Genomic DNA, 20,948 nt, shown 5'->3' on the forward strand with positions numbered 1-20,948 from the left:
TCACTTGAAGCGATGGACGTTGGACAACTGCTTGTTGACGCTGAAGTTCTTGCGATACAGCAGCGCCATCTTGCCGATGACTTGCACCAGATCCGCCTTGCCGGCCTTGCACAGTTGCGCAATGGCCTCCAGGCGCGATTCACGGTCGAGGATATTGAGCTTGATCTTGATCAGCTCATGATCGCCCAATGCGCGTTCAAGCTCGGCTAACACACCTTCGGTCAAACCGTTGTCAGCCACAGTCAATACTGGTTTCAGATGGTGGCCGATGGATTTGTACTGTTTCTTCTGCTCTTGAGTGAGCGGCATAATCTGACCCCTGCGTCTGATCTTGTAAAAAGCGGCGGCCAGTTTACCCGAGCGCGTCCGGGACCGCCCAGTTAATCGCGATTCGACTATTTTTTTGAGGTGGCCCGTGGCCCGTTCCAAGACTAGCCTTAACTGGCTGAAAGAACATTTCAACGATCCATACGTCAAAATGGCGCAAAAAGACGGCTACCGCTCCCGGGCCAGCTACAAATTGCTGGAGATCCAGGAGAAGGACCGGATTATCCGCCCGGGCATGACCGTGATCGATCTCGGCGCGGCGCCGGGTGGCTGGTCCCAGGTGACCAGTCGTCTGATTGGCGGCAAGGGCCGTCTGATCGCGTCCGACATCCTGGACATGGACAGCATCCCCGATGTGACCTTCATCAAGGGCGACTTCACCGAGGACTCCGTCCTGGCTGAAATCCTCGCGGCAGTGGGAAATTCCGAGGTGGACCTTGTGATTTCCGATATGGCCCCCAATATGAGTGGTACACCCGAAGTGGATATGCCGCGTTCGATGTTCCTTTGTGAACTGGCTCTCGATCTCGCCGGACGCGTCCTACGCCCCGGTGGTGATTTTTTGATCAAGGTTTTCCAGGGCGAAGGCTTCGACGAGTACCACAAGAACTTCCGCAAACTGTTTGAAAAGGTCCAGACGCGCAAGCCGTCGTCTTCCCGTGATCGGTCCCGCGAGCAGTATCTGCTGGGTCGTGGCTTCCGCGGACGGATCGAGTAAGACGAGGTTCTTGGCCGGGGCGATAGGTTTTTCGTATTTCGCCCCGTGAGAATAAGCGCATATTGTGTAGTGATTGTTTCACAAAGGGTTACAGACGGCGCCTGCAGGATCTGTAGGTAATGTAGTAAGTTATGCCGGTGAATATCATGCGAAGCGCGCGCCAGTAGCGGATCCCGCTTCATGAGGGTAGTTAATTGAACGATATGGCAAAGAATCTGATCCTGTGGTTGATCATCGCGGCTGTCCTGGTGACGGTGATGAACAACTTCTCCAGTCCTAACGAGCCGCAGACCCTCAACTACTCCGACTTCATCCAGCAGGTCAAGGATGGCAAAGTCGAGCGCGTTGCCGTGGACGGCTACGTGATCACCGGCAAGCGCAACGATGGCGACAGCTTCAAGACCATCCGTCCGGCCATCCAGGACAACGGCCTGATCGGCGACCTGGTGGACAACCACGTCGTGGTCGAAGGCAAGCAGCCTGAGCAGCAGAGCATCTGGACCCAATTGCTGGTCGCCAGCTTCCCGATCCTGGTGATCATCGCGGTGTTCATGTTCTTCATGCGCCAGATGCAGGGCGGTGCGGGCGGCAAGGGCGGGCCGATGAGTTTCGGCAAGAGCAAGGCGCGCCTGCTTTCCGAAGACCAGGTGAAAACCACCCTGGCCGACGTCGCCGGTTGCGACGAAGCCAAGGAAGAAGTCGGCGAGCTGGTGGAGTTCCTCCGCGATCCGGGCAAGTTCCAGCGCCTGGGCGGCCGGATTCCTCGCGGCGTGCTGATGGTCGGTCCCCCGGGTACCGGTAAAACCTTGCTGGCCAAGGCGATTGCCGGCGAAGCCAAGGTGCCGTTCTTCACTATTTCCGGTTCCGATTTCGTCGAGATGTTCGTCGGTGTCGGTGCCAGCCGTGTCCGTGACATGTTCGAGCAGGCGAAGAAACACGCGCCTTGCATCATCTTTATCGACGAAATCGATGCGGTCGGTCGTCACCGTGGTGCCGGCATGGGCGGTGGTCACGACGAGCGCGAACAGACCCTCAACCAGTTGCTGGTGGAGATGGACGGTTTCGAGATGAACGACGGCATCATCGTGATTGCCGCCACCAACCGTCCTGACGTACTCGACCCGGCGCTGCTGCGTCCTGGCCGCTTCGACCGCCAGGTCGTGGTCGGCCTGCCGGATATCCGCGGTCGCGAACAGATTCTCAAAGTGCATATGCGCAAAGTGCCAATGGGCGACGACGTCGCGCCGGCGGTGATTGCGCGGGGTACGCCGGGCTTCTCCGGTGCCGACCTGGCCAACCTGGTGAACGAGGCTTCCCTGTTCGCCGCGCGTGCCGGCAAGCGCATCGTCGAGATGAAAGAGTTCGAACTGGCGAAAGACAAGATCATGATGGGCGCCGAGCGCAAATCCATGGTCATGTCCGAGAAGGAAAAACAGAACACCGCGTATCACGAGGCCGGTCACGCCATTGTCGGTCGTGTGGTGCCCGAGCATGATCCGGTCTACAAGGTCTCGATCATCCCGCGCGGTCGTGCGCTGGGTGTGACCATGTTCCTGCCGGAAGAAGATCGCTACAGCCTGTCCAAGCGTGCGCTGATCAGCCAGATCTGCTCGCTGTATGGCGGCCGTATCGCTGAAGAGATGACCCTGGGTTTCGACGGTGTCACCACCGGCGCCTCCAACGACATCATGCGTGCCAGCCAGATTGCCCGGAACATGGTCACCAAGTGGGGCCTGTCCGAGAAACTGGGTCCGCTGATGTACGCCGAGGAAGACCAGGAAGTATTCCTGGGTCGTGGCGGCGGCGGTCAGAACGCCAGCTTCTCCGGCGAAACGGCCAAGCTGATCGATTCGGAAGTGCGCAGCATCATTGACCAGTGCTACGGCACGGCCAAGCAGATCCTGACGGATAACCGCGACAAGCTCGACGCCATGGCGGACGCGCTGATGAAGTACGAAACCATCGATGCCGAGCAGATCGACGACATCATGGCTGGTCGCCCACCGCGTGAACCACGCGATTGGGAAGGCGGTTCGGGCACCTCGGGGACTCCGCCGGTGGTCCAGAACGAACGACCAGAAACGCCGATCGGCGGCCCCGCGGCTGATCATTAAGGTTTGAAATGACTTCTGTTCAGTCCTCGACCCGGTTGCCTTGCGGCAACCGGGTTCTTGATTTGGCCCGGACGCATGTCATGGGCATCCTCAACGTCACCCCTGATTCCTTTTCCGATGGCGGTCGTTTCAACCACCTCGATGCAGCCCTGCGCCACGCGCAGGCCATGGTCGAGGCGGGGGCGACGCTGATCGATATCGGTGGCGAGTCGACCCGTCCCGGTGCACCCGTGGTTTCTCCTCTGGAGGAGCTGGAGCGTGTCGCGCCGGTGGTCGAGCGTATCCATCGGGAACTGGATGTGATCATCTCGGTCGATACGTCCACGCCGCAGGTCATGCTGGAGAGCGCTCGCTTGGGCGCGGGCCTGATCAATGACGTGCGCTCGTTGCGGCGTGACGGTGCCCTGCAGGCTGCTGCGTCTACCGGCTTGCCGGTCTGTCTGATGCATATGCTCGGCGAGCCGGGCAATATGCAGGACAACCCTCATTACGATGATGTCACGGGCGAGGTGGTGGATTTTCTCGCCGAGCGCATGGAGCAGTGTGCGGCAGCCGGTATCGCCGCCGAGCGCATTGTGCTCGACCCGGGGTTTGGCTTTGCCAAGACCCTGGCGCACAACCTGAGCCTGTTCAAGCATATGGAAGCCTTGCATGCCCTGGGTCGGCCACTATTGGTCGGCGTCTCGCGCAAGAGCATGATAGGGCAGGCCCTCGGTCGCCCGGTCGGTGAACGCCTGTACGGCGGCCTGGCCCTGGCGGCATTGGCGATAAGCAAGGGCGCACGGATTCTTCGTGTGCACGATGTCGCCGAAACGGTCGACGTGGTGCGCATGATCGCTGCCGTCGACGCTGCACAATAAGAACGATGGAGTTCTGATGAAGAAAAAATACTTCGGCACCGACGGTATTCGTGGGCGCGTAGGGCAGTACCCGATCACCCCGGACTTCATGCTCAAGCTCGGTTGGGCCGCCGGCATGGCGTTCCGCAAGCTGGGTGCCTGCAAGGTGCTGGTTGGCAAGGACACGCGGATCTCCGGCTATATGTTCGAGTCCGCCCTGGAAGCCGGTCTTTCCGCTGCCGGCGCCGATGTGATGCTGCTGGGGCCGATGCCGACGCCGGCCATCGCCTACCTGACCCGGACCTTTCATGCCGAGGCGGGGATCGTGATCAGCGCGTCGCACAACCCCCATGACGACAACGGCATCAAGTTTTTCTCTGGCGCGGGCACCAAGCTGCCGGATGATGTCGAACTGATGATCGAGGAATTGCTCGATGCGCCGATGACCGTGGTCGAGTCGGAAAAGCTCGGCAAGGTCTCGCGGATCAATGACGCGGCCGGTCGCTATATCGAATTCTGCAAGAGCAGCGTGCCGTCGGGGACCAATCTCGCGGGCCTGAAGATTGTTATCGACTGTGCCCACGGCGCCACCTACAAGGTCGCGCCGAGTGTGTTTCGCGAACTGGGCGCGCAGGTCGTCGCCCTGTCGGCGGCGCCCAACGGTCTGAACATCAACGACAACTGCGGTTCGACCCATATGAAGTCGCTGCAGGCGGCGGTGTTGGCCGAGCAGGCGGACCTGGGCATCGCCTTCGACGGCGACGGCGATCGGGTGTTGATGGTCGATCACACCGGTGCCGTGGTGGATGGTGACGAACTGGTGTTCATCATTGCCCGGGATATGGCCGAGCGCGGCAAGCTGAACGGCGGTGTGGTCGGTACCTTGATGAGCAACCTGGGGCTCGAGCTGGCCTTCAAGGAGCTGGATATCCCGTTCGTGCGCGCCAATGTCGGCGACCGTTATGTGATTGCCGAGTTGCTGGAGCGCAACTGGCTGGTGGGGGGGGAAAACTCCGGGCATATTCTCTGCCTGAATCACACCACTACCGGTGATGCGATCATCGCCGCGTTGCAAACCCTGATGGCCCTGCGCCGCCGTGGCGAAGGTCTGGCCCAGGCGCGCCAGGCGCTGCGCAAGTGCCCGCAGGTGCTGGTCAATGTGCGTTTTGCCGGCGGCGTCGACCCGGTCAAGCACCCGAAGGTGATGCAGGCTTGCGAGCGTGTCACCGAGGCCATGAACGGTCGCGGCCGGGTGCTGTTGCGCAAGTCCGGTACCGAGCCGTTGGTGCGGGTAATGGTCGAAGGCGAGGACGAAGCGATGGTCCGTGGTCACGCCGATGCACTGGCAAAACTGGTGACTGAAGTTTGCGCCTGATTTCGGCTTGCCAGTGAGGATGTGGTTGGGTAACATCTGCGCCCACTTTGACCTGCGAGGTACAGCATGCGTCGCCCAATGGTAGCTGGTAACTGGAAGATGCACGGTACCCGCGCCAGCGTCGTCGAGCTGATCAACGGCCTGCGTGACCTGGCCTTGCCGAGCGGTGTCGATGTGGCGGTATTCCCGTCTTGCCTGCATATCAGCCAAGTGGTTGAAGGCTTGGAAGGCAAATCGATTCTGGTGGGTGCGCAGAACTCGGCGGTGGAGCCCCAGCAGGGCGCCTTGACTGGTGAAGTTGCACCGAGTCAGTTGCTCGATGCAGGGTGTTCCCTGGTGCTGGTAGGGCATTCCGAACGTCGCCTGATCATGGGTGAGTCGGATGCAGTCCTCATTCGCAAGTTTGCGGCAGCGCAGGCCTGTGGTTTGATTCCGGTGCTCTGTGTAGGGGAAACCCTGGAGCAGCGTGAGGCCGGCAAGACGCTGGAAGTGGTTTCGCGTCAGCTGGACAGTATTATCGAGGAGCTGGGTGTCGGCGCTTTTGCCAAGGCTGTCATCGCTTACGAACCGGTCTGGGCCATTGGCACCGGGCTGACAGCTTCGCCGCAACAGGCGCAGGATGTGCACGCCGCCATTCGCGCGCAGTTGGCGGCAAAGAATTCTGAGGTCGCACAAGGTGTGCGGCTTCTATACGGCGGCAGCGTGAAGGCGGCCAATGCGGTCGAACTGTTCGGCATGCCGGATATCGATGGGGGGCTCATTGGTGGGGCTTCCCTGAATGCAGATGAGTTCGGTGCGATCTGTCGCGCCGCGGGAAACTGAAAAAATGCTGGAAACAGTCGTAGTCGTTCTTCATCTGTTGGGTGCCCTGGGCGTTGTCGCTCTGGTATTGCTGCAACAGGGTAAAGGTGCGGACGCTGGTGCGTCTTTCGGGGCAGGTGCTTCAAATACTGTGTTCGGAAGCCAAGGTTCCTCTACCTTTCTTAGTAAGTTTACTGCTATACTTGCCGCAGGTTTCTTCATAACCAGCTTGGGGTTAGGTTACTTTGCTAAAGAGAAAGCTCATGAGCTGACTCAAGTAGGTTTGCCAAACCCAGCGGTGTTGGAAGTGCCAAAGCAGAAACCGGCATCTGATGATGTACCGGTGCTCCAGGAACCCAAGTCGGCCTCACCGACTGATGTACCCAAGGCTCCAGAGCAGAAGTAAAATGGGTTTTATGCTGTAAACGTTGTATTGCCGAGGTGGTGGAATTGGTAGACACGCAACCTTGAGGTGGTTGTGCCCATAGGGTGTAGGGGTTCGAGTCCCCTTCTCGGTACCAATTATCAGGAGAGCCCGCTGTTGCGGGCTTTCTTGTAGGTGGAAGGTTACATTGACCCTGCAAGGGATCGGTCGTATACTTCCGCCCCAGCTTTGTCGCGGGGTGGAGCAGTCTGGTAGCTCGTCGGGCTCATAACCCGAAGGTCGTCGGTTCAAATCCGGCCCCCGCAACCAGTTTTAGCGGAGCCCCTTTTCAGGGGCTTTTTGTTGGCTGGGTACTTCATGACGCCGCTGTTCGACGGCGTTTCAGGGATGGGCGATTCGCCCATTTTTTGTTTATTTCTATTGCATGCACAGAGATGCACGAGGGGGTTCAGGTGTCGAGCAAGCTAGAACAGTTGCAGGCCTTGTTGGCCCCGGTGGTCGTGGCCCTTGGCTATGAATGCTGGGGTATTGAGTATTCGGCTCAAGGTCGCCATTCCGTGTTGCGCGTTTATATCGATAAAGAAGGCGGTGTGCTGGTGGACGACTGTGCCATCGTCAGCCGCCAGATCAGTGGTGTCCTGGACGTCGAAGACCCCATCACCAATGAATACACCCTTGAGGTTTCCTCTCCTGGCATGGAACGCCCGCTGTTCACCCTTGAACAGTTTGCCTCGCATGCCGGCGAACAAGTGAAGATAAAGTTACGCTCGCCTTTCGAAGGTCGACGTAATTTTCAGGGCCTTCTGCGCGGAGTGGAAGAGCAGGACATCGTGGTGCAGGTGGAAGACCATGAGTTCCTGTTGCCGATCGATTTGATCGACAAGGCCAACATTATTCCCAGTTTTGACTGAGACGCGGATCCCGCGGATCCAATGGCTTGCGAAAGGCGAGGCGTACGATGAGCAAAGAAGTATTGCTGGTTGTTGAGTCGGTATCCAACGAAAAGGGTGTACCGGCAAGCGTGATTTTTGAGGCGCTGGAGATTGCTCTGGCGACCGCTACCAAGAAGCGCTTTGAAGACGAAGTTGACCTGCGTGTGGAAATCAACCGCCACACCGGTGCCTATGAGACTTTCCGTCGCTGGACAGTCGTCGAGGAAGCCGATCTTGATGATCCGGCGATCGAGACCTGGCCGAGCAAAGTCGCAGAAACCCACCCAGGCGCCAAGGTTGGCGACGTCGTCGAAGACAAGATCGAGTCCATCGAATTCGGTCGCATCGCCGCTCAGACCGCCAAGCAAGTCATTGTGCAGAAGGTTCGCGAAGCCGAGCGTGCACAGGTCGTCGACGCCTATCGCGAGCGCCTGGGGGAAATCATCTCCGGCACCGTGAAGAAAGTCACCCGTGACAACGTTATCGTTGACCTGGGTAACAACGCCGAAGCGCTGCTGGCTCGCGAAGACATCATTTCCCGCGAGACTTTCCGCGTCGGCGTGCGCGTACGCGCCCTGCTCAAGGAAATCCGCACCGAGAACCGCGGCCCTCAGTTGATCCTGTCGCGTACCGCGCCGGAAATGCTGATCGAGCTGTTCCGTATCGAAGTGCCGGAAATCGCCGAAGGCCTGATCGAAGTGATGGCCGCGTCCCGTGACCCGGGTTCGCGCGCCAAGATCGCGGTCCGCTCCAAGGACAAACGCATCGACCCGCAAGGCGCGTGCATTGGTATGCGCGGTTCGCGCGTCCAGGCCGTCTCCGGCGAGTTGGGCGGCGAGCGCGTGGACATCGTCCTGTGGGACGACAACCCGGCGCAGTTCGTGATCAACGCCATGTCGCCGGCGGAAGTCGCGGCAATTATCGTTGACGAGGATGCCCACGCGATGGACATCGCCGTCGGCGCAGACAATCTCGCTCAGGCCATCGGTCGCGGTGGTCAGAACGTGCGTCTGGCCAGCCAGTTGACCGGCTGGACCCTGAATGTGATGACCGAATCGGACATCCAGGCTAAGCAGCAAGCAGAGACCGGTGACATTCTGCGCAACTTCATCGACGAGCTGGAAGTCGACGAAGATCTGGCGCAGGTACTGGTTGATGAAGGCTTTACCAGCCTGGAAGAGATTGCCTACGTACCGTTGGAAGAAATGCTCAACATCGATGGCTTTGACGAAGACACCGTCAACGAGCTTCGCGCTCGGGCCAAGGATCGTTTGTTGACTAAAGCCATCGCTACTGAGGAAAAGCTGGCAGACGCCCATCCGGCCGAAGACCTGCTCTCGCTTGAGGGTATGGACAAGGATTTGGCGATGGAACTGGCGGTGCGCGGCGTAATTACCCGCGAAGACCTGGCCGAGCAGTCTATTGACGACCTGCTCGACATCGACGGCATTGACGATGATCGTGCCGGCAAGTTGATCATGGCCGCCCGAGCCCATTGGTTCGAGTAATTAGGCGCGGCCTGAGGAGAGAAGTGCATGACGCAAGTCACGGTGAAACAACTGGCCGATGAGGTCAAAACACCGGTAGAGCGCCTGTTGCAGCAGATGCGTGAGGCAGGTCTGCCACACACCGCCGCCGAGGAACATGTGACCGACAGTGAGAAGCAATCGCTGCTGACTCACCTGAAAAGCAGCCACAAGGCTAAAGTGGAAGAGCCGCGCAAGATTACCTTGCAGCGCAAGACCACCAGCACCCTGCGTGTTGCCGGTAGCAAAAGCATCAGCGTTGAAGTACGCAAGAAGAAAGTCTTCGTACAACGCAGCCCGGAAGAAATCGAAGCCGAGCGCAAGCGCGAGCTGGAAGAACGTCGTGCCGTAGAGAATGCGGCTCGTCAAAAGGCTGAAGAAGAAGCCAAGCGTCGCGCCGAAGAAGAAGCGCGCCGCCAGCCTGCTGCTGCTCCGGGTAACGCTGCGGTGGTCGAAGCCGTTGCCCAGGCACCTGTTGTCGCTGCCGAGCCTGTCCGTGAAGTCGCGGCGGCCGCTCCTGCACCAGCCGTCGAGCGCAAGCGCGAAGAACCGCGTCGCCCGGACAAGCCACGTGCCGACGATAGCAATCGTCGTAGCGGCAGTGGCGATGGCGAACGCAAGAACGCCCCGCACCGTGCTTCGGTCAAGGAAAAGGCGCCGGCGCCACGTGTGGCTCCGCGCACTACCGACGAAGAAAGCGACGGTTTCCGTCGTGGCGGTCGCGGCAAGGCCAAGCTGAAGAAACGCAACGCCCACGGTTTCCAGAGCCCAACCGGCCCTATCGTGCGTGAAGTGAAGATCGGCGAGACCATCACTGTGGGCGATCTCGCCCAGCAGATGTCGGTCAAGGCTGCTGAAATCATCAAGTTCATGTTCAAGCTGGGTACCCCGGCCACCATCAACCAGGTACTGGACCAGGAAACTGCCCAGCTGGTTGCTGAAGAACTGGGCCACAAAGTGACCCTGGTCAGCGACACCGCCCTGGAAGATTCCCTGGCCGAGTCCCTGAAGTTCGAAGGTGAAGCGTTCTCCCGTGCACCGGTCGTGACCGTCATGGGCCACGTTGACCACGGTAAGACCTCGCTGCTCGACTACATCCGTCGTGCCAAGGTAGCGGCCGGCGAAGCCGGTGGTATTACTCAGCACATCGGTGCGTACCACGTTGAAACCGATCGCGGTATGGTCACGTTCCTCGACACCCCGGGCCACGCCGCGTTTACCGCGATGCGTGCCCGTGGTGCCAAGGCCACTGACATCGTGATCCTGGTGGTTGCAGCGGACGACGGCGTAATGCCGCAGACCATTGAAGCTGTCCAGCACGCCAAGGCTGCCGGTGTTCCACTGGTGGTTGCGGTGAACAAGATCGACAAGCCGGGCGCCGATCTCGATCGCATCCGTAGCGAACTGTCGGTTCATGGCGTGACCTCGGAAGAGTGGGGCGGCGACACCCCGTTCGTATCGGTTTCGGCGAAAGTCGGTACCGGCGTGGACGAGTTGCTCGAAGCGGTCCTGCTGCAAGCCGAAGTGCTTGAACTGAAAGCGACTCCGTCGGCTCCTGGCCGTGGCGTCGTGGTTGAATCGCGTCTCGACAAAGGTCGTGGCCCGGTGGCTACCGTTCTGGTTCAAGACGGTACCCTGCGCCAAGGCGACATGGTCCTGGTCGGTTCGAACTATGGCCGTGTACGGGCCATGCTCGACGAGAACGGCAAGCCGATCAAGGAAGCCGGTCCTTCCATCCCGGTCGAGATCCTCGGCCTGGACGGTACCCCGGACGCTGGCGACGAGATGAGCGTGGTGGCCGACGAGAAGAAAGCCCGTGAAGTGGCTCTGTTCCGTCAAGGCAAGTTCCGCGAAGTCAAACTGGCTCGCGCCCATGCTGGCAAGCTGGAAAACATCTTCGAGAACATGGGCCAGGAAGAGAAGAAGACGCTTAACATCGTCCTCAAATCCGACGTCCGTGGTTCGCTGGAAGCGTTGAACGGCGCCTTGAACGGCCTGGGTAACGACGAAGTGCAAGTGCGTGTTGTCGGTGGCGGTGTCGGCGGTATCACCGAGTCCGACGCCAACCTGGCACTGGCCTCCAACGCTGTACTGTTCGGCTTCAACGTGCGTGCCGATGCTGGCGCACGGAAGATCGTCGAGCAGGAAGGTCTGGATATGCGTTACTACAACGTGATCTACGACATCATCGAAGACGTCAAGAAAGCCCTCACCGGTATGCTGGGCAGCGATGTTCGTGAGAACATCCTGGGTACCGCTGAAGTGCGTGACGTGTTCCGCTCGCCGAAGTTTGGCGCGATCGCCGGTTGCATGGTGATCGAGGGTGTTGTTCACCGTAACCGTCCAATCCGTGTACTGCGTGAAGACATCGTTATCTTCGAAGGCGAGCTGGAATCCCTGCGCCGCTTCAAGGATGACGCTTCCGAAGTGCGTGCCGGCATGGAATGCGGTATCGGCGTGAAGAGCTACAACGACGTCAAGGTCGGTGACAAGATCGAAGTCTACGAGAAGGTCCAGGTTGCTCGCAGCCTCTGACTCGCGCACTTCAAGGGCCACGCCGAGCCGTCGCATTGAAATGCGCGGCACGGTGTCAGGACTCTAAACGCAACGCCCGGTCCGGCTTCTGCCAGGCCGGGCGTTTGCCGCTTTCAGACCCGCGGGTTTCACCGCAGGGCAGCTACAGGTAACAAGACATGGCAAAAGAATACAGCCGTACCCAACGTATCGGCGACCAGATGCAGCGTGAGCTCGCGCAGCTGATCCGTCGTGAAGTCAAAGACCCGCGCGTCGGCCTGGTCACCATTACCGCCGTCGACGTCAGCCGTGACGTCGGCCACGCGAAGATCTTCATCACCGTGATGGGCCAGGACAACCCGGAAGACATCGCCCAGAGCATCAAGGTGCTCAACGCGGCGGCGGGTTTCCTGCGCATGCAACTGGCTCGCGAGATGAAGCTGCGCAGCGTGCCGCAGTTGCACTTCCACTACGACGAAAGCGTCGTGCGTGGTGCCCACCTGTCGGCGCTGATCGAGCGCGCCGTGGCCGAAGACAATCAACATGTCGACGGCGCGGCTCCAGAAGACACCCTTCCAGAAGACGGTCGGGAGTAATCGGTGGCTCAGGTCAAGCGTATCCGTCGTAATGTCAGCGGCATCATCCTGCTGGACAAGCCGTTGGGGTTCACTTCCAACGCTGCCTTGCAGAAGGTCCGCTGGTTGCTCAACGCCGAGAAGGCCGGCCATACCGGCAGCCTCGATCCGTTGGCCACCGGCGTGCTGCCGTTGTGCTTCGGCGAAGCCACCAAGTTCTCGCAGTACCTGCTCGATTCCGACAAGGGTTACGAAACCCTCGCGCAACTGGGCAAGACCACCACCACCGCAGACGCCGAAGGCGAGGTTTTGCAGACGCGCCCGGTGACCGTTGGTCGTGCCGATATCGAAGCGGTGTTGCCGGAATTTCGCGGTCAAATCAGTCAGATACCGCCGATGTACTCGGCGCTCAAGCGGGACGGGCAGCCGTTGTACAAGCTCGCCCGTGCCGGTGAAGTAGTGGAGCGCGAACCGCGTTCTGTTACTATTGCGCGCTTGGAATTGCTCGCCTGCGAAGGTGATACTGCGCGGCTGGCGGTGGACTGCAGCAAGGGCACCTATATTCGTACCCTGGTGGAGGATATCGGTGAGAAGCTCGGTTGTGGCGCGTACGTGGCAGAATTGCGACGGACCCAGGCCGGCCCTTTCACCCTGGCCCAGACCGTCACGCTGGAAGAGCTCGAGGCGGTGCATGCCGAAGGCGGCAACGAGGCGGTTGATCGCTTCCTCATGCCTTCGGACAGCGGTCTGCTAGACTGGCCGCTGCTGCACTTTTCCGAGCACAGTGCGTTCTATTGGCTCAACGGCCAACCGGTACGTGCCCCGGACGCGCCGAAGTTCGGCATGGTGCGGGTACAGGATCATAACGGTCGCTTTATCGGTATCGGTGAAGTGAGCGAAGACGGGCGCATCGCGCCGCGTCGGCTGATTCGGTCAGAATGACCGGAAACCAGCCTGTGTCAAAGCAGGCTGGAGAGGGTGGCTGTCAACAGGCACGGTCACTACTCATTTATAGATACAGGGATTTGTCCCTGGCCTGTTGAAACTGTTTTTTTGAAACAGTTTCTTGATAAAAGGATTGCCTCATGGCTCTCAGCGTTGAAGAAAAAGCTCAAATCGTTACCGACTACCAGCAAGCCGTTGGTGATACTGGTTCGCCAGAAGTGCAAGTTGCACTGCTGACCGCCAACATCAACAAACTGCAAGGTCACTTCAAGGCCAACGGTAAAGACCACCACTCCCGTCGTGGTCTGATCCGCATGGTTAACCAGCGTCGTAAGCTGCTGGACTACCTGAAAGGCAAGGACGTGAGCCGTTACAGCGCTCTGATCGGTCGCCTGGGTCTGCGTCGCTAATCAGCGATTGCGCTATGAGGTTGGTTGTTTGCTGTGCGTCAGCGGGTTTCCCGCCGGCGCATGGCAAGCTTCCAGCCTCAAGTTTTATCTGAGCACCTGCTTTACCCGAAGACAGCACCCGGACAATGACAGTCGGGCCGATTCCCGGCGTTGCCCAAGAATTTCGCAAGAAGACAAGTTCCCCAAGAGCCACAAAAGAAGGTAGGACACCGTGAACCCGGTCATCAAAAAATTCCAGTTCGGTCAGTCGACCGTCACCCTCGAGACAGGCCGTATCGCCCGTCAGGCTTCCGGCGCAGTATTGGTCACCGTTGACGACGACGTCAGCGTATTGGTGACCGTTGTCGGTGCCAAGCAAGCGGATCCAAGCAAAGGCTTCTTCCCGCTGTCCGTGCACTACCAGGAAAAAACCTACGCCGCCGGCAAGATCCCTGGTGGCTTCTTCAAGCGTGAAGGCCGTCCTTCCGAAAAAGAAACCCTGACTTCGCGCCTGATCGATCGTCCGATCCGCCCGCTGTTCCCTGAAGGTTTCATGAACGAAGTGCAGGTTGTCTGCACCGTCGTTTCCACCAGCAAGAAGACCGATCCGGACATCGCTGCGATGATCGGTACCTCGGCAGCCCTGGCCATCTCCGGTATTCCTTTCGATGGCCCGATCGGCGCCGCGCGCGTGGCTTTCCACGAAAGCACCGGCTACCTGCTGAACCCGACTTACGAGCAGCAGAAAGCCTCGAGCCTGGACATGGTCGTTGCCGGTACCTCGGAAGCGGTACTGATGGTTGAATCGGAAGCCAAAGAGCTGACCGAAGACCAGATGCTGGGCGCCGTGCTGTTCGCCCACGACGAATTCCAAGTGGTTATCCAGGCTGTCAAGGAACTGGCCGCCGAAGCTGCCAAGCCAACCTGGACCTGGGCTGCCGCTCCAGAAGCCACAGCCCTGCTGGGCGCGATCCGTGCCGAGTTCGGCGACGCGATCTCCCAGGCCTACACCATCACCGTCAAGGCCGACCGTTACGCGCGTCTGGGCGAGCTGAAAGACCAGGTGGTTGCCAAACTGTCCGGTGAAGAAGGCCAGCCTTCCTCCAGCGAAGTGAAAGCCGCTTTCGGCGAAATCGAATACCGCACCGTTCGCGAAAACATCGTCAACGGCAAGCCACGTATCGACGGCCGCGACACCAAGACCGTACGTCCGCTGAACATCGAAGTCGGTGTTCTGCCCAAGACCCACGGTTCGGCCCTGTTCACCCGTGGTGAAACCCAGGCGCTGGTTGTTGCAACATTGGGTACTGCCCGTGATGCACAGCTGCTGGATACCCTGGAAGGCGAGAAAAAAGACCCCTTCATGCTGCACTACAACTTCCCGCCGTTCTCGGTCGGTGAGTGTGGTCGCATGGGCGGTGCGGGTCGTCGTGAAATCGGTCACGGTCGTCTGGCCCGTCGTTCGGTCCAGGCCATGCTGCCGGATGCTTCTGAGTTCCCGTACACCATCCGCGTGGTTTCGGAAATCACCGAGTCCAACGGTTCGAGCTCCATGGCTTCGGTCTGTGGCGCTTCCCTGGCCCTGATGGACGCCGGTGTGCCGATGAAGGCGCCGGTTGCCGGTATCGCCATGGGTCTGGTCAAAGAAGGCGAGAAATTCGCCATCCTGACCGACATCCTGGGTGACGAAGACCACCTCGGCGACATGGACTTCAAGGTAGCCGGTACCGCCAAAGGCGTCACCGCGCTGCAGATGGACATCAAGATCAAGGGCATCACCGAAGAGATCATGGAGATCGCCCTGGGCCAGGCCCTGGAAGCGCGCCTGAACATCCTCGGCCAGATGAACCAGATCATTGGTCAGTCCCGCACCGAGCTGTCGGAAAATGCTCCGACCATGATCGCGATGAAAATCGACACCGACAAAATCCGTGATGTCATCGGTAAAGGCGGCGCGACCATTCGTGCGATCTGTGAAGAGACCAAGGCTTCGATCGACATCGAAGACGACGGCTCGATCAAGATCTTCGGCGAAACCAAGGAAGCGGCTGAAGCGGCTCGTCAGCGCGTCCTGGGCATCACTGCGGAAGCTGAAATCGGCAAGATCTACGTCGGTAAGGTTGAGCGCATCGTCGACTTCGGCGCATTCGTCAACATCCTGCCAGGCAAGGACGGTCTGGTTCACATCTCGATGCTGAGCGACGCTCGCGTAGAGAAAGTGACCGATATCCTGAAAGAAGGCCAGGAAGTGGAAGTGCTGGTACTGGACGTGGACAACCGCGGCCGTATCAAGCTGTCCATCAAGGACGTTGCAGCAGCCAAGGCGTCGGGCGTTTAATCGCGCTTTGACTTCACGCTGAGAAAAAGCACCCTTCGGGGTGCTTTTTTATGGGCGCTGGAAAAGCTCGATGTTTCAGCGGGTTGTCCGTGGCCAAAAGCCGCAACTTGCATGCAGTCTGGCGGCCGGTCATGCAATCTGCACGATTCTGATTTTTATGGTTCTTCTTAACTTATTGATTTATATCAGTTTATTTTGTTTTCGTGGATTGGCACAGCACCTGCAACCTTACAGATAACCCTGCCGCCAGGATCCAGGCGCAGACTTTTCCAGAAGAACAGGAGTTATTTGTATGAAGAAGTTCGCTATCGCTGCCGCCACTGCCACCGCTCTGACCCTGACCTTGGCCAATGCCGCATTTGCCGCTCAACCGACTTCTCAGGCTCCAATGGTTGTCGCGGCTGGTGAAGTCACCAAGGCCAAGGAAGAGACTTCCGACACCTGGATCACCACCAAGGTCAAAGCTGACCTGGTCACCGAAAAAGGCATCCCGGGTACCGACATCAAGGTTGAAACCAACAAAGGTGTGGTTTCCCTGTCGTCCATGACCCCGGTGACTTCCGCACAGAAAGATACCGCGGTGAGCATCACCAAGAAAATCAAAGGGGTCAAAGACGTTTCGGCCGCTGGCTTGAAAACCGAGTAACGCACAAGGATCTCGCTTGAACCCGCTTTAGGGTGAAGCAAGTGGTGTTGCAGTACGCTTGCCGAGCCTCGAGGTTCAGGCGATGGGTCACAGGGAGTGACCAACTACAGGCCCCGACGCAGTGTGTCGGGGCCTGTTTTATTATGGGTTGTCAGTTACCGCGCTTGCTGTCGATACGCTCCAGGCGTCCGCCGACAAAGCGCAGGTACTGGACCATGCCACCGCTCTGTGGATAGACCCACTCTTCGATCTGCACCTCGGTGCGCCGGTCGAAGCTGCGCTGATAGCCCACCAGGTCCTGGGAGCGCGGCTCGCCGCATTTGCCGAGCACCTCTGACTTCCTGTCCCCCACGCTGATCAACTGGCTGCCGCAACGCAGGGTGTCGGCCTGGGCCTGGCCGGCGAGCAACGCCAGCGCCAGGCTGAACATCACGGGCTTGAGCATGCTCACTCGCTATCCAGATGCAACGGGGTCACGACACTGCCATCTTTCTGCGCATCGCCGAGGTTGGCGTCGATAAGGTACACGCGGTCATCGGCCAGTTGGCCCTTGTCCACCAGGAAGTCCTTGATGCTGCTGGCGCGGTCCTGGCCGAGCTTGCGCAGCAGCGGCTCATTGCCGCTCCAGGCTGTGATCACCCCGGCCTTCAGTTTGGCGCTACGTTCGTCGTTACCCAGCTTGGCCCATTCGGCAGGCGGTTGCTGCTTGAGCAGGGTGCGGTAGATGCCTTCGAGCATCGGCGCTTTCTCTCCTTCCGGCACCTGGAGCATCGAGGCCTGGGCCGGCACCTTGTCGCCGCGACGCTGGAGCATCTTGTAGTAGGTGGCCTGGTATTCGCGATCCAGGCGCTGCTGGGCGATCAACGCGCCGTCACTGCTCTGGGCCGCGGTGCCTTCGATTTCCAGGCGCAGGTTGGGACGCTCTTTCAGGGCCGCCGCCAGCTTGGTCAGGGACGACTGGGCATCGCTGCTCAGCTCGCTGGAGCCGGGAGCAAAGGACACGTTGCTGAGGTCCTGGGCGTCGCCCCCGGAGATCAGCCCGCCAATGAACTTGAAGGGCGCGGTGGCGGCCCGCACGATCAGGTTGCGCAGGGTCTGCCAGATGATCGGCATCACGCTGAACTGCGGGTTGTTGAGGTCGCCGCTCACCGGCAGTTCGATGGAGATGTTGCCGTCGGAGTCCTTGAGCAGGGCAATCGCCAGCTTGATCGGCAGGTCCACGGCATCCGGGCTGTCGACCTTCTCACCCAGTTGCAGTTGTTCGACCACCAGTTTGTTTTCGGCTTTCAGCTGGCCCTTGGTGATCAGGTAGTGCACGTCGAGATTGAGCCGGCCCTTGCGGATGCGGTAGCCGGCGAACTTGCCGGAGTAGGGGGTCAGCGTGGTCAGCTCGACGCGCTTGAAGCTGGTGGCGATATCCAGGCTGGCCATCGGGTCGAACGGGTTCACCGCGCCCTTGATGGTGACCGGCGCATAACGATCGACCTTGCCGTTGATATCGACGCCGGCCGGTTTCGGCTGGCGGCTGTCGATGGTGCCGATCTGGCCGTTGAGCTGCTGGACCGCCGTGGCGAAGTGCGGGGTCAGGCTGAAGTCGGCAAAGTTGGCCGAGCCGTCATTGATGGCAATACCGCCAATGTGGATACCCAGCGGCTTGCTGCTGGATGCCGTGGGTTGCGCCTTGGCTTTTTCCGCCGACTTGCTCGCCGGCGGTTGCGGGATCAGCAGGTCATCGATGTTGGTGGTGCGATCGTCGTTGATCATGAAGCGGGCATAGGGTTGCAGCAGGTTGACCTTGTCGATCGACAAGCTGTCACCGTGCTGATAGCTCAGGCCATCGATCGTCAGCTTCTGCCACTTCACGAAGTCGCGGCTCTTGAGGGTGTCGAGGGTGTGCAACTGGTCGACCTGGGCCTTGCCGGTCACGCTGAAGGCTAGCGGGTCGACGCTTTTCAGATTGACCGCGAGGTCGCTGCCGAGCATGCCGCTGCGCACTTCCAGACGAATGAACGGCTCGACATAGGCCTGGGCCACCCGCAGGTCGATGTCCTGGGTGTTGACCTTGAGCTTGGCGCTGATCGGGCTCAGGTTGACTTCGCCGCTGGCGAGAATCTTGCCCTGCTTGCCCAGCCCGGTGTCGAGCTTGAGGGTGAAGGGTGACTGGTTGAGGCTGTCGAAGTTTTCCAGGTCCAGGTTCAGCGGACCGAGCTCCAGGGCCACCTGGGTTTTCGGCGCGCGGTCGGCCAGGTGCACGCGGTAGTCGCGCAGTTGCACGTCCTTGAGCAGGACCTGCCAGGGCTTGCTCGGCGCTGGCGGTTCGGTCTTGGCCGTGTCGGAAGCCGCCGGGGCTTCCTTGGGCGCCGGTTTGGCCGGTTGTGAGGCGAAGAGTTTCTGCCAGTCGAGTTGCCCGTCCTTCTCGCGGGCGGCCCAGGTTTCGAGCTTGTTGCTGCGGATCTTGCCGACCACGACCTGCTGCTTGGCCAGGTCGACGCTGGTTTCGCTGACGTCCAGGCGCTCCAGGCGTACCAGCGGGCGCCCATCCGGCGCCTTCATGGCGAAGGGCGCGACGCTGACGGCGGTGTTGCTCAGCAGCAGCTCGGTGTCTTTGGCGAGGCTGAACTTGTAGTCGGTGCTGAGGTTGATGACACCGTCCTCGAGTACCAGTGGCAGGGCATCGCGCACATAGGGCCACCAGCCTTTCATATGGCTGTCGCTGATCTTCAGCGAGCCCTCGGAAGCCACTGGCACCAGGCTGAAGTTGCCTTTCCAGTCGATCCGTCCGCTATCGCCACCGATGGCCACCAGGGTCATGGCGGCGTTGTCTTCAGGCAGGGTGCTGAGGTTCTTCAGCGCCAGGTCCATCGGGGTGTAGGTGAACTCGATCGGCTCGCTGGGGCGCAGGTCCTGGAAATGCAGGCGCCCGCCGGCCAGTTCGATCTGGTCGATGCGCACCGGGAACGGCTTGCTATTGGGGTCGGCCGGGGTCGGTTCGCTGGGCGGCAGCTTGAACAGCTGGGCGAGGTTCAGGGTGCCGTCCTTGCTGAATGTCACCTCGGTGTTGGGCTTGTCCAGCTGGATGTCGACCAGGTGCAGGGCGTGGGTCCAGAGACTGTCGATCTGCAGGTTGACGTAGAGACGCTCGAACGCGACCTGTTCCTTGCCCGGTTCACCGATATTCAGTCCCCACAGGGTCAGCTCGAGACTGAAAGGATTGAACTCCAGGCGCTGCAGGCTGGCGGGTACCGTGGCGTAGTGCGCCAGTTGCTGGTTGGCGATACGCAGGCCAACACCGGGGATGATCAGGAACCCGAGCACGGTGTACAGCGCGAGGCCGGTCAACAAGGCGCCGAGGGCGCGTTTCAATCCTTTGGGCATGTGAGGCGTCGTCTCTCTTGGTGGAGGTGCCTTGGAGTATGGCATGCGTTTGCGGTTCCGAAGCAAGCCCCTTGTTGCTGCGTAAAAGCGGGTATTTGCGAGTGGTTCCTACAGGTGCAAAACCAGGGTCTTCAATGGCGGTTGCAGGTCGCGGGAAGGGAAGTCGGCGGCAGGGGCCAGCACTTGCCATTCACGCACCGGACGCCCGGCTTTTTCCGCGCAACGCAGGACCTGTTCGCGCCAGTCTTCCAGGCTGACTTTCGCCAGGTTGTTGCAGCAGATCAGCACCCCGTTGTCGGCGGTCGCCAGCAGGGCCGGCTTGAGCAGGCTCTGGTAGTCGCGCAGCAGGTCGACGGTGCCGAAGGCGCTCTTGGCCCAGGCGGGCGGGTCGAGCAGCACCAGGTCGTACTGGCGCTGTTCCAGGCGCTGGTAGCTGGGCAGTTTCTGCCCGCGCCGCTGGCTGATGGGCAGGCCGGCGAGCTGGCGGATGGCGGGGAAGTAGTCGGACTGGATGAAGTCCATCGACGGCAGGTGCGGGTTGAGCAGGCCGTTCTCCCGGCCGACCGCCAGGTTGCCCTCGGCGAAGTCCAGGTTGCAGACCTCCCGGGCACCGCCGGCCGCGGCGCTGAGGCCGACGCCGCAGGTGTAGGCGAAGAGGTTCAGCACGCTCTTGCCGGCGCTGTGCTGGCGGACCCAGGCGCGGGCGTTGCGCAGGTCGAGGAACAGCAGCGGGTCCTGGCCGGCGTGACGGCCACGGACGCGGTAGTTCAGGCCGCCCTCATGACCGACCAGGTCGGCGAGGGCGGCTTCGTCGGCGCGATAGACCGGGTCTTCACGATCGATCCGCGAGTTGCCCCGGGAGCGGTCGTTGTAGACCAGCAGGGTGTCCAGTTCCAGATGCTGGTTGATGGCCGCGTGCAGGGCGAGCAGGTCTTCGCGTTCCAGGGTCTGGTGGAAGGTCTGCACCATCAACTGCGGGCCGTAGCGGTCGATGGTCAGGCCGCCGGCACCTTCCTGGCTGCCGTGGAACAGGCGATAGCAATCGGTGCCTTGGCCGTGCAGCTCGGCGAGCAGTGCCTGGCGATGATCGAGGGCGGCGCGCAGCGCCTGGTTCAAGGAAGACATGCTCGGCGCCTTGGGGTCGGATTT

At 60.3% G+C, this 20,948-nt stretch carries 18 protein-coding genes and 2 tRNA genes; 16 read left to right on the top strand and 4 right to left on the bottom strand.

What is annotated here, in order from left to right:
- Positions 1-309 carry a ribosome assembly RNA-binding protein YhbY gene (yhbY, locus tag M5B42_RS23635; RefSeq protein ID WP_100939603.1) on the bottom strand — a complete coding sequence of 103 codons (309 nt, stop codon included), beginning with the start codon at positions 307-309 and terminating at the stop codon, positions 1-3.
- 106 nt (positions 310-415) lie between these two features.
- On the opposite strand from yhbY, the gene rlmE reads away from it, so the two are divergent.
- The 16 genes from rlmE to M5B42_RS23715 all read left to right on the top strand — a co-directional run bounded on the left by rlmE (position 416) and on the right by M5B42_RS23715 (position 16,424).
- Positions 416-1,045: a 23S rRNA (uridine(2552)-2'-O)-methyltransferase RlmE gene (rlmE, locus tag M5B42_RS23640; RefSeq protein ID WP_177102015.1), complete on the top strand. Its 630-nt coding sequence runs from the start codon at positions 416-418 to the stop codon at positions 1,043-1,045.
- A gap of 203 nt (positions 1,046-1,248) precedes the next feature.
- Positions 1,249-3,159, top strand: coding sequence for an ATP-dependent zinc metalloprotease FtsH (gene ftsH, locus M5B42_RS23645; protein WP_152737626.1), 1,911 nt, complete (start codon positions 1,249-1,251; stop codon positions 3,157-3,159).
- 8 nt (positions 3,160-3,167) lie between these two features.
- Positions 3,168-4,019, top strand: a complete 852-nt coding sequence (gene folP, locus M5B42_RS23650; protein WP_248747194.1) for a dihydropteroate synthase — start codon at positions 3,168-3,170, stop codon at positions 4,017-4,019.
- Between the two features lie 16 nt (positions 4,020-4,035).
- On the top strand, positions 4,036-5,373 hold the full coding sequence (gene glmM, locus M5B42_RS23655; protein WP_177102011.1) for a phosphoglucosamine mutase: 1,338 nt from the start codon (positions 4,036-4,038) through the stop codon (positions 5,371-5,373).
- A 66-nt stretch (positions 5,374-5,439) separates the two neighbouring features.
- Entirely contained in the window at positions 5,440-6,195 is a 756-nt protein-coding gene (gene tpiA / locus M5B42_RS23660) for a triose-phosphate isomerase (protein ID WP_152737623.1), read from the top strand.
- 4 nt (positions 6,196-6,199) lie between these two features.
- The gene (gene secG, locus M5B42_RS23665; RefSeq protein WP_100939598.1) at positions 6,200-6,580 is read left to right on the top strand and encodes a preprotein translocase subunit SecG; all 381 of its coding nucleotides are present in this window, start codon (positions 6,200-6,202) and stop codon (positions 6,578-6,580) included.
- Between the two features lie 29 nt (positions 6,581-6,609).
- Positions 6,610-6,695: transfer RNA gene (locus M5B42_RS23670), tRNA-Leu, on the top strand.
- A 96-nt stretch (positions 6,696-6,791) separates the two neighbouring features.
- Positions 6,792-6,868 (top strand) — tRNA-Met (locus M5B42_RS23675).
- A 143-nt stretch (positions 6,869-7,011) separates the two neighbouring features.
- A complete protein-coding gene (rimP, locus tag M5B42_RS23680) occupies positions 7,012-7,470 on the top strand; it encodes a ribosome maturation factor RimP (protein WP_177102043.1) in 459 nt (152 codons plus the stop codon).
- A gap of 47 nt (positions 7,471-7,517) precedes the next feature.
- Positions 7,518-8,999, top strand: a complete 1,482-nt coding sequence (gene nusA, locus M5B42_RS23685; RefSeq protein WP_100939596.1) for a transcription termination factor NusA — start codon at positions 7,518-7,520, stop codon at positions 8,997-8,999.
- Between the two features lie 27 nt (positions 9,000-9,026).
- The gene (infB, locus tag M5B42_RS23690; RefSeq protein ID WP_103495486.1) at positions 9,027-11,552 is read left to right on the top strand and encodes a translation initiation factor IF-2; all 2,526 of its coding nucleotides are present in this window, start codon (positions 9,027-9,029) and stop codon (positions 11,550-11,552) included.
- A gap of 158 nt (positions 11,553-11,710) precedes the next feature.
- Positions 11,711-12,127, top strand: coding sequence for a 30S ribosome-binding factor RbfA (gene rbfA / locus M5B42_RS23695; protein WP_100939594.1), 417 nt, complete (start codon positions 11,711-11,713; stop codon positions 12,125-12,127).
- A gap of 3 nt (positions 12,128-12,130) precedes the next feature.
- A complete protein-coding gene (gene truB, locus M5B42_RS23700) occupies positions 12,131-13,048 on the top strand; it encodes a tRNA pseudouridine(55) synthase TruB (RefSeq protein ID WP_103495484.1) in 918 nt (305 codons plus the stop codon).
- Positions 13,049-13,191: 143 nt separating this feature from the next.
- Complete coding sequence (gene rpsO, locus M5B42_RS23705) at positions 13,192-13,461, top strand: 30S ribosomal protein S15 (protein WP_002555121.1); 270 nt, start codon at positions 13,192-13,194, stop codon at positions 13,459-13,461.
- Between the two features lie 211 nt (positions 13,462-13,672).
- Positions 13,673-15,778 (top strand): polyribonucleotide nucleotidyltransferase, encoded by a 2,106-nt coding sequence (pnp, locus tag M5B42_RS23710; RefSeq protein WP_177102007.1) that lies wholly within the window; start codon positions 13,673-13,675, stop codon positions 15,776-15,778.
- A 292-nt stretch (positions 15,779-16,070) separates the two neighbouring features.
- Positions 16,071-16,424, top strand: coding sequence for a BON domain-containing protein (locus M5B42_RS23715; protein ID WP_152737622.1), 354 nt, complete (start codon positions 16,071-16,073; stop codon positions 16,422-16,424).
- A gap of 151 nt (positions 16,425-16,575) precedes the next feature.
- Here M5B42_RS23715 and M5B42_RS23720 read toward each other — a convergent pair whose 3' ends face one another.
- The 3 genes from M5B42_RS23720 to M5B42_RS23730 form a co-directional block, all read right to left on the bottom strand.
- Positions 16,576-16,869: a DUF2845 domain-containing protein gene (locus M5B42_RS23720; protein ID WP_103495481.1), complete on the bottom strand. Its 294-nt coding sequence runs from the start codon at positions 16,867-16,869 to the stop codon at positions 16,576-16,578.
- Between the two features lie 2 nt (positions 16,870-16,871).
- Positions 16,872-19,799 carry a DUF748 domain-containing protein gene (locus tag M5B42_RS23725; protein ID WP_248747195.1) on the bottom strand — a complete coding sequence of 976 codons (2,928 nt, stop codon included), beginning with the start codon at positions 19,797-19,799 and terminating at the stop codon, positions 16,872-16,874.
- Positions 19,800-19,907: 108 nt separating this feature from the next.
- Complete coding sequence (locus tag M5B42_RS23730) at positions 19,908-20,924, bottom strand: class I SAM-dependent methyltransferase (protein ID WP_248747196.1); 1,017 nt, start codon at positions 20,922-20,924, stop codon at positions 19,908-19,910.
- Between the last annotated feature and the right edge of the window lie 24 nt (positions 20,925-20,948).

The organism is Pseudomonas sp. MWU12-2037 (assembly GCF_023242345.1).
In the GTDB taxonomy this organism is placed as follows: Bacteria; Pseudomonadota; Gammaproteobacteria; order Pseudomonadales; family Pseudomonadaceae; genus Aquipseudomonas; species Aquipseudomonas gingeri_D.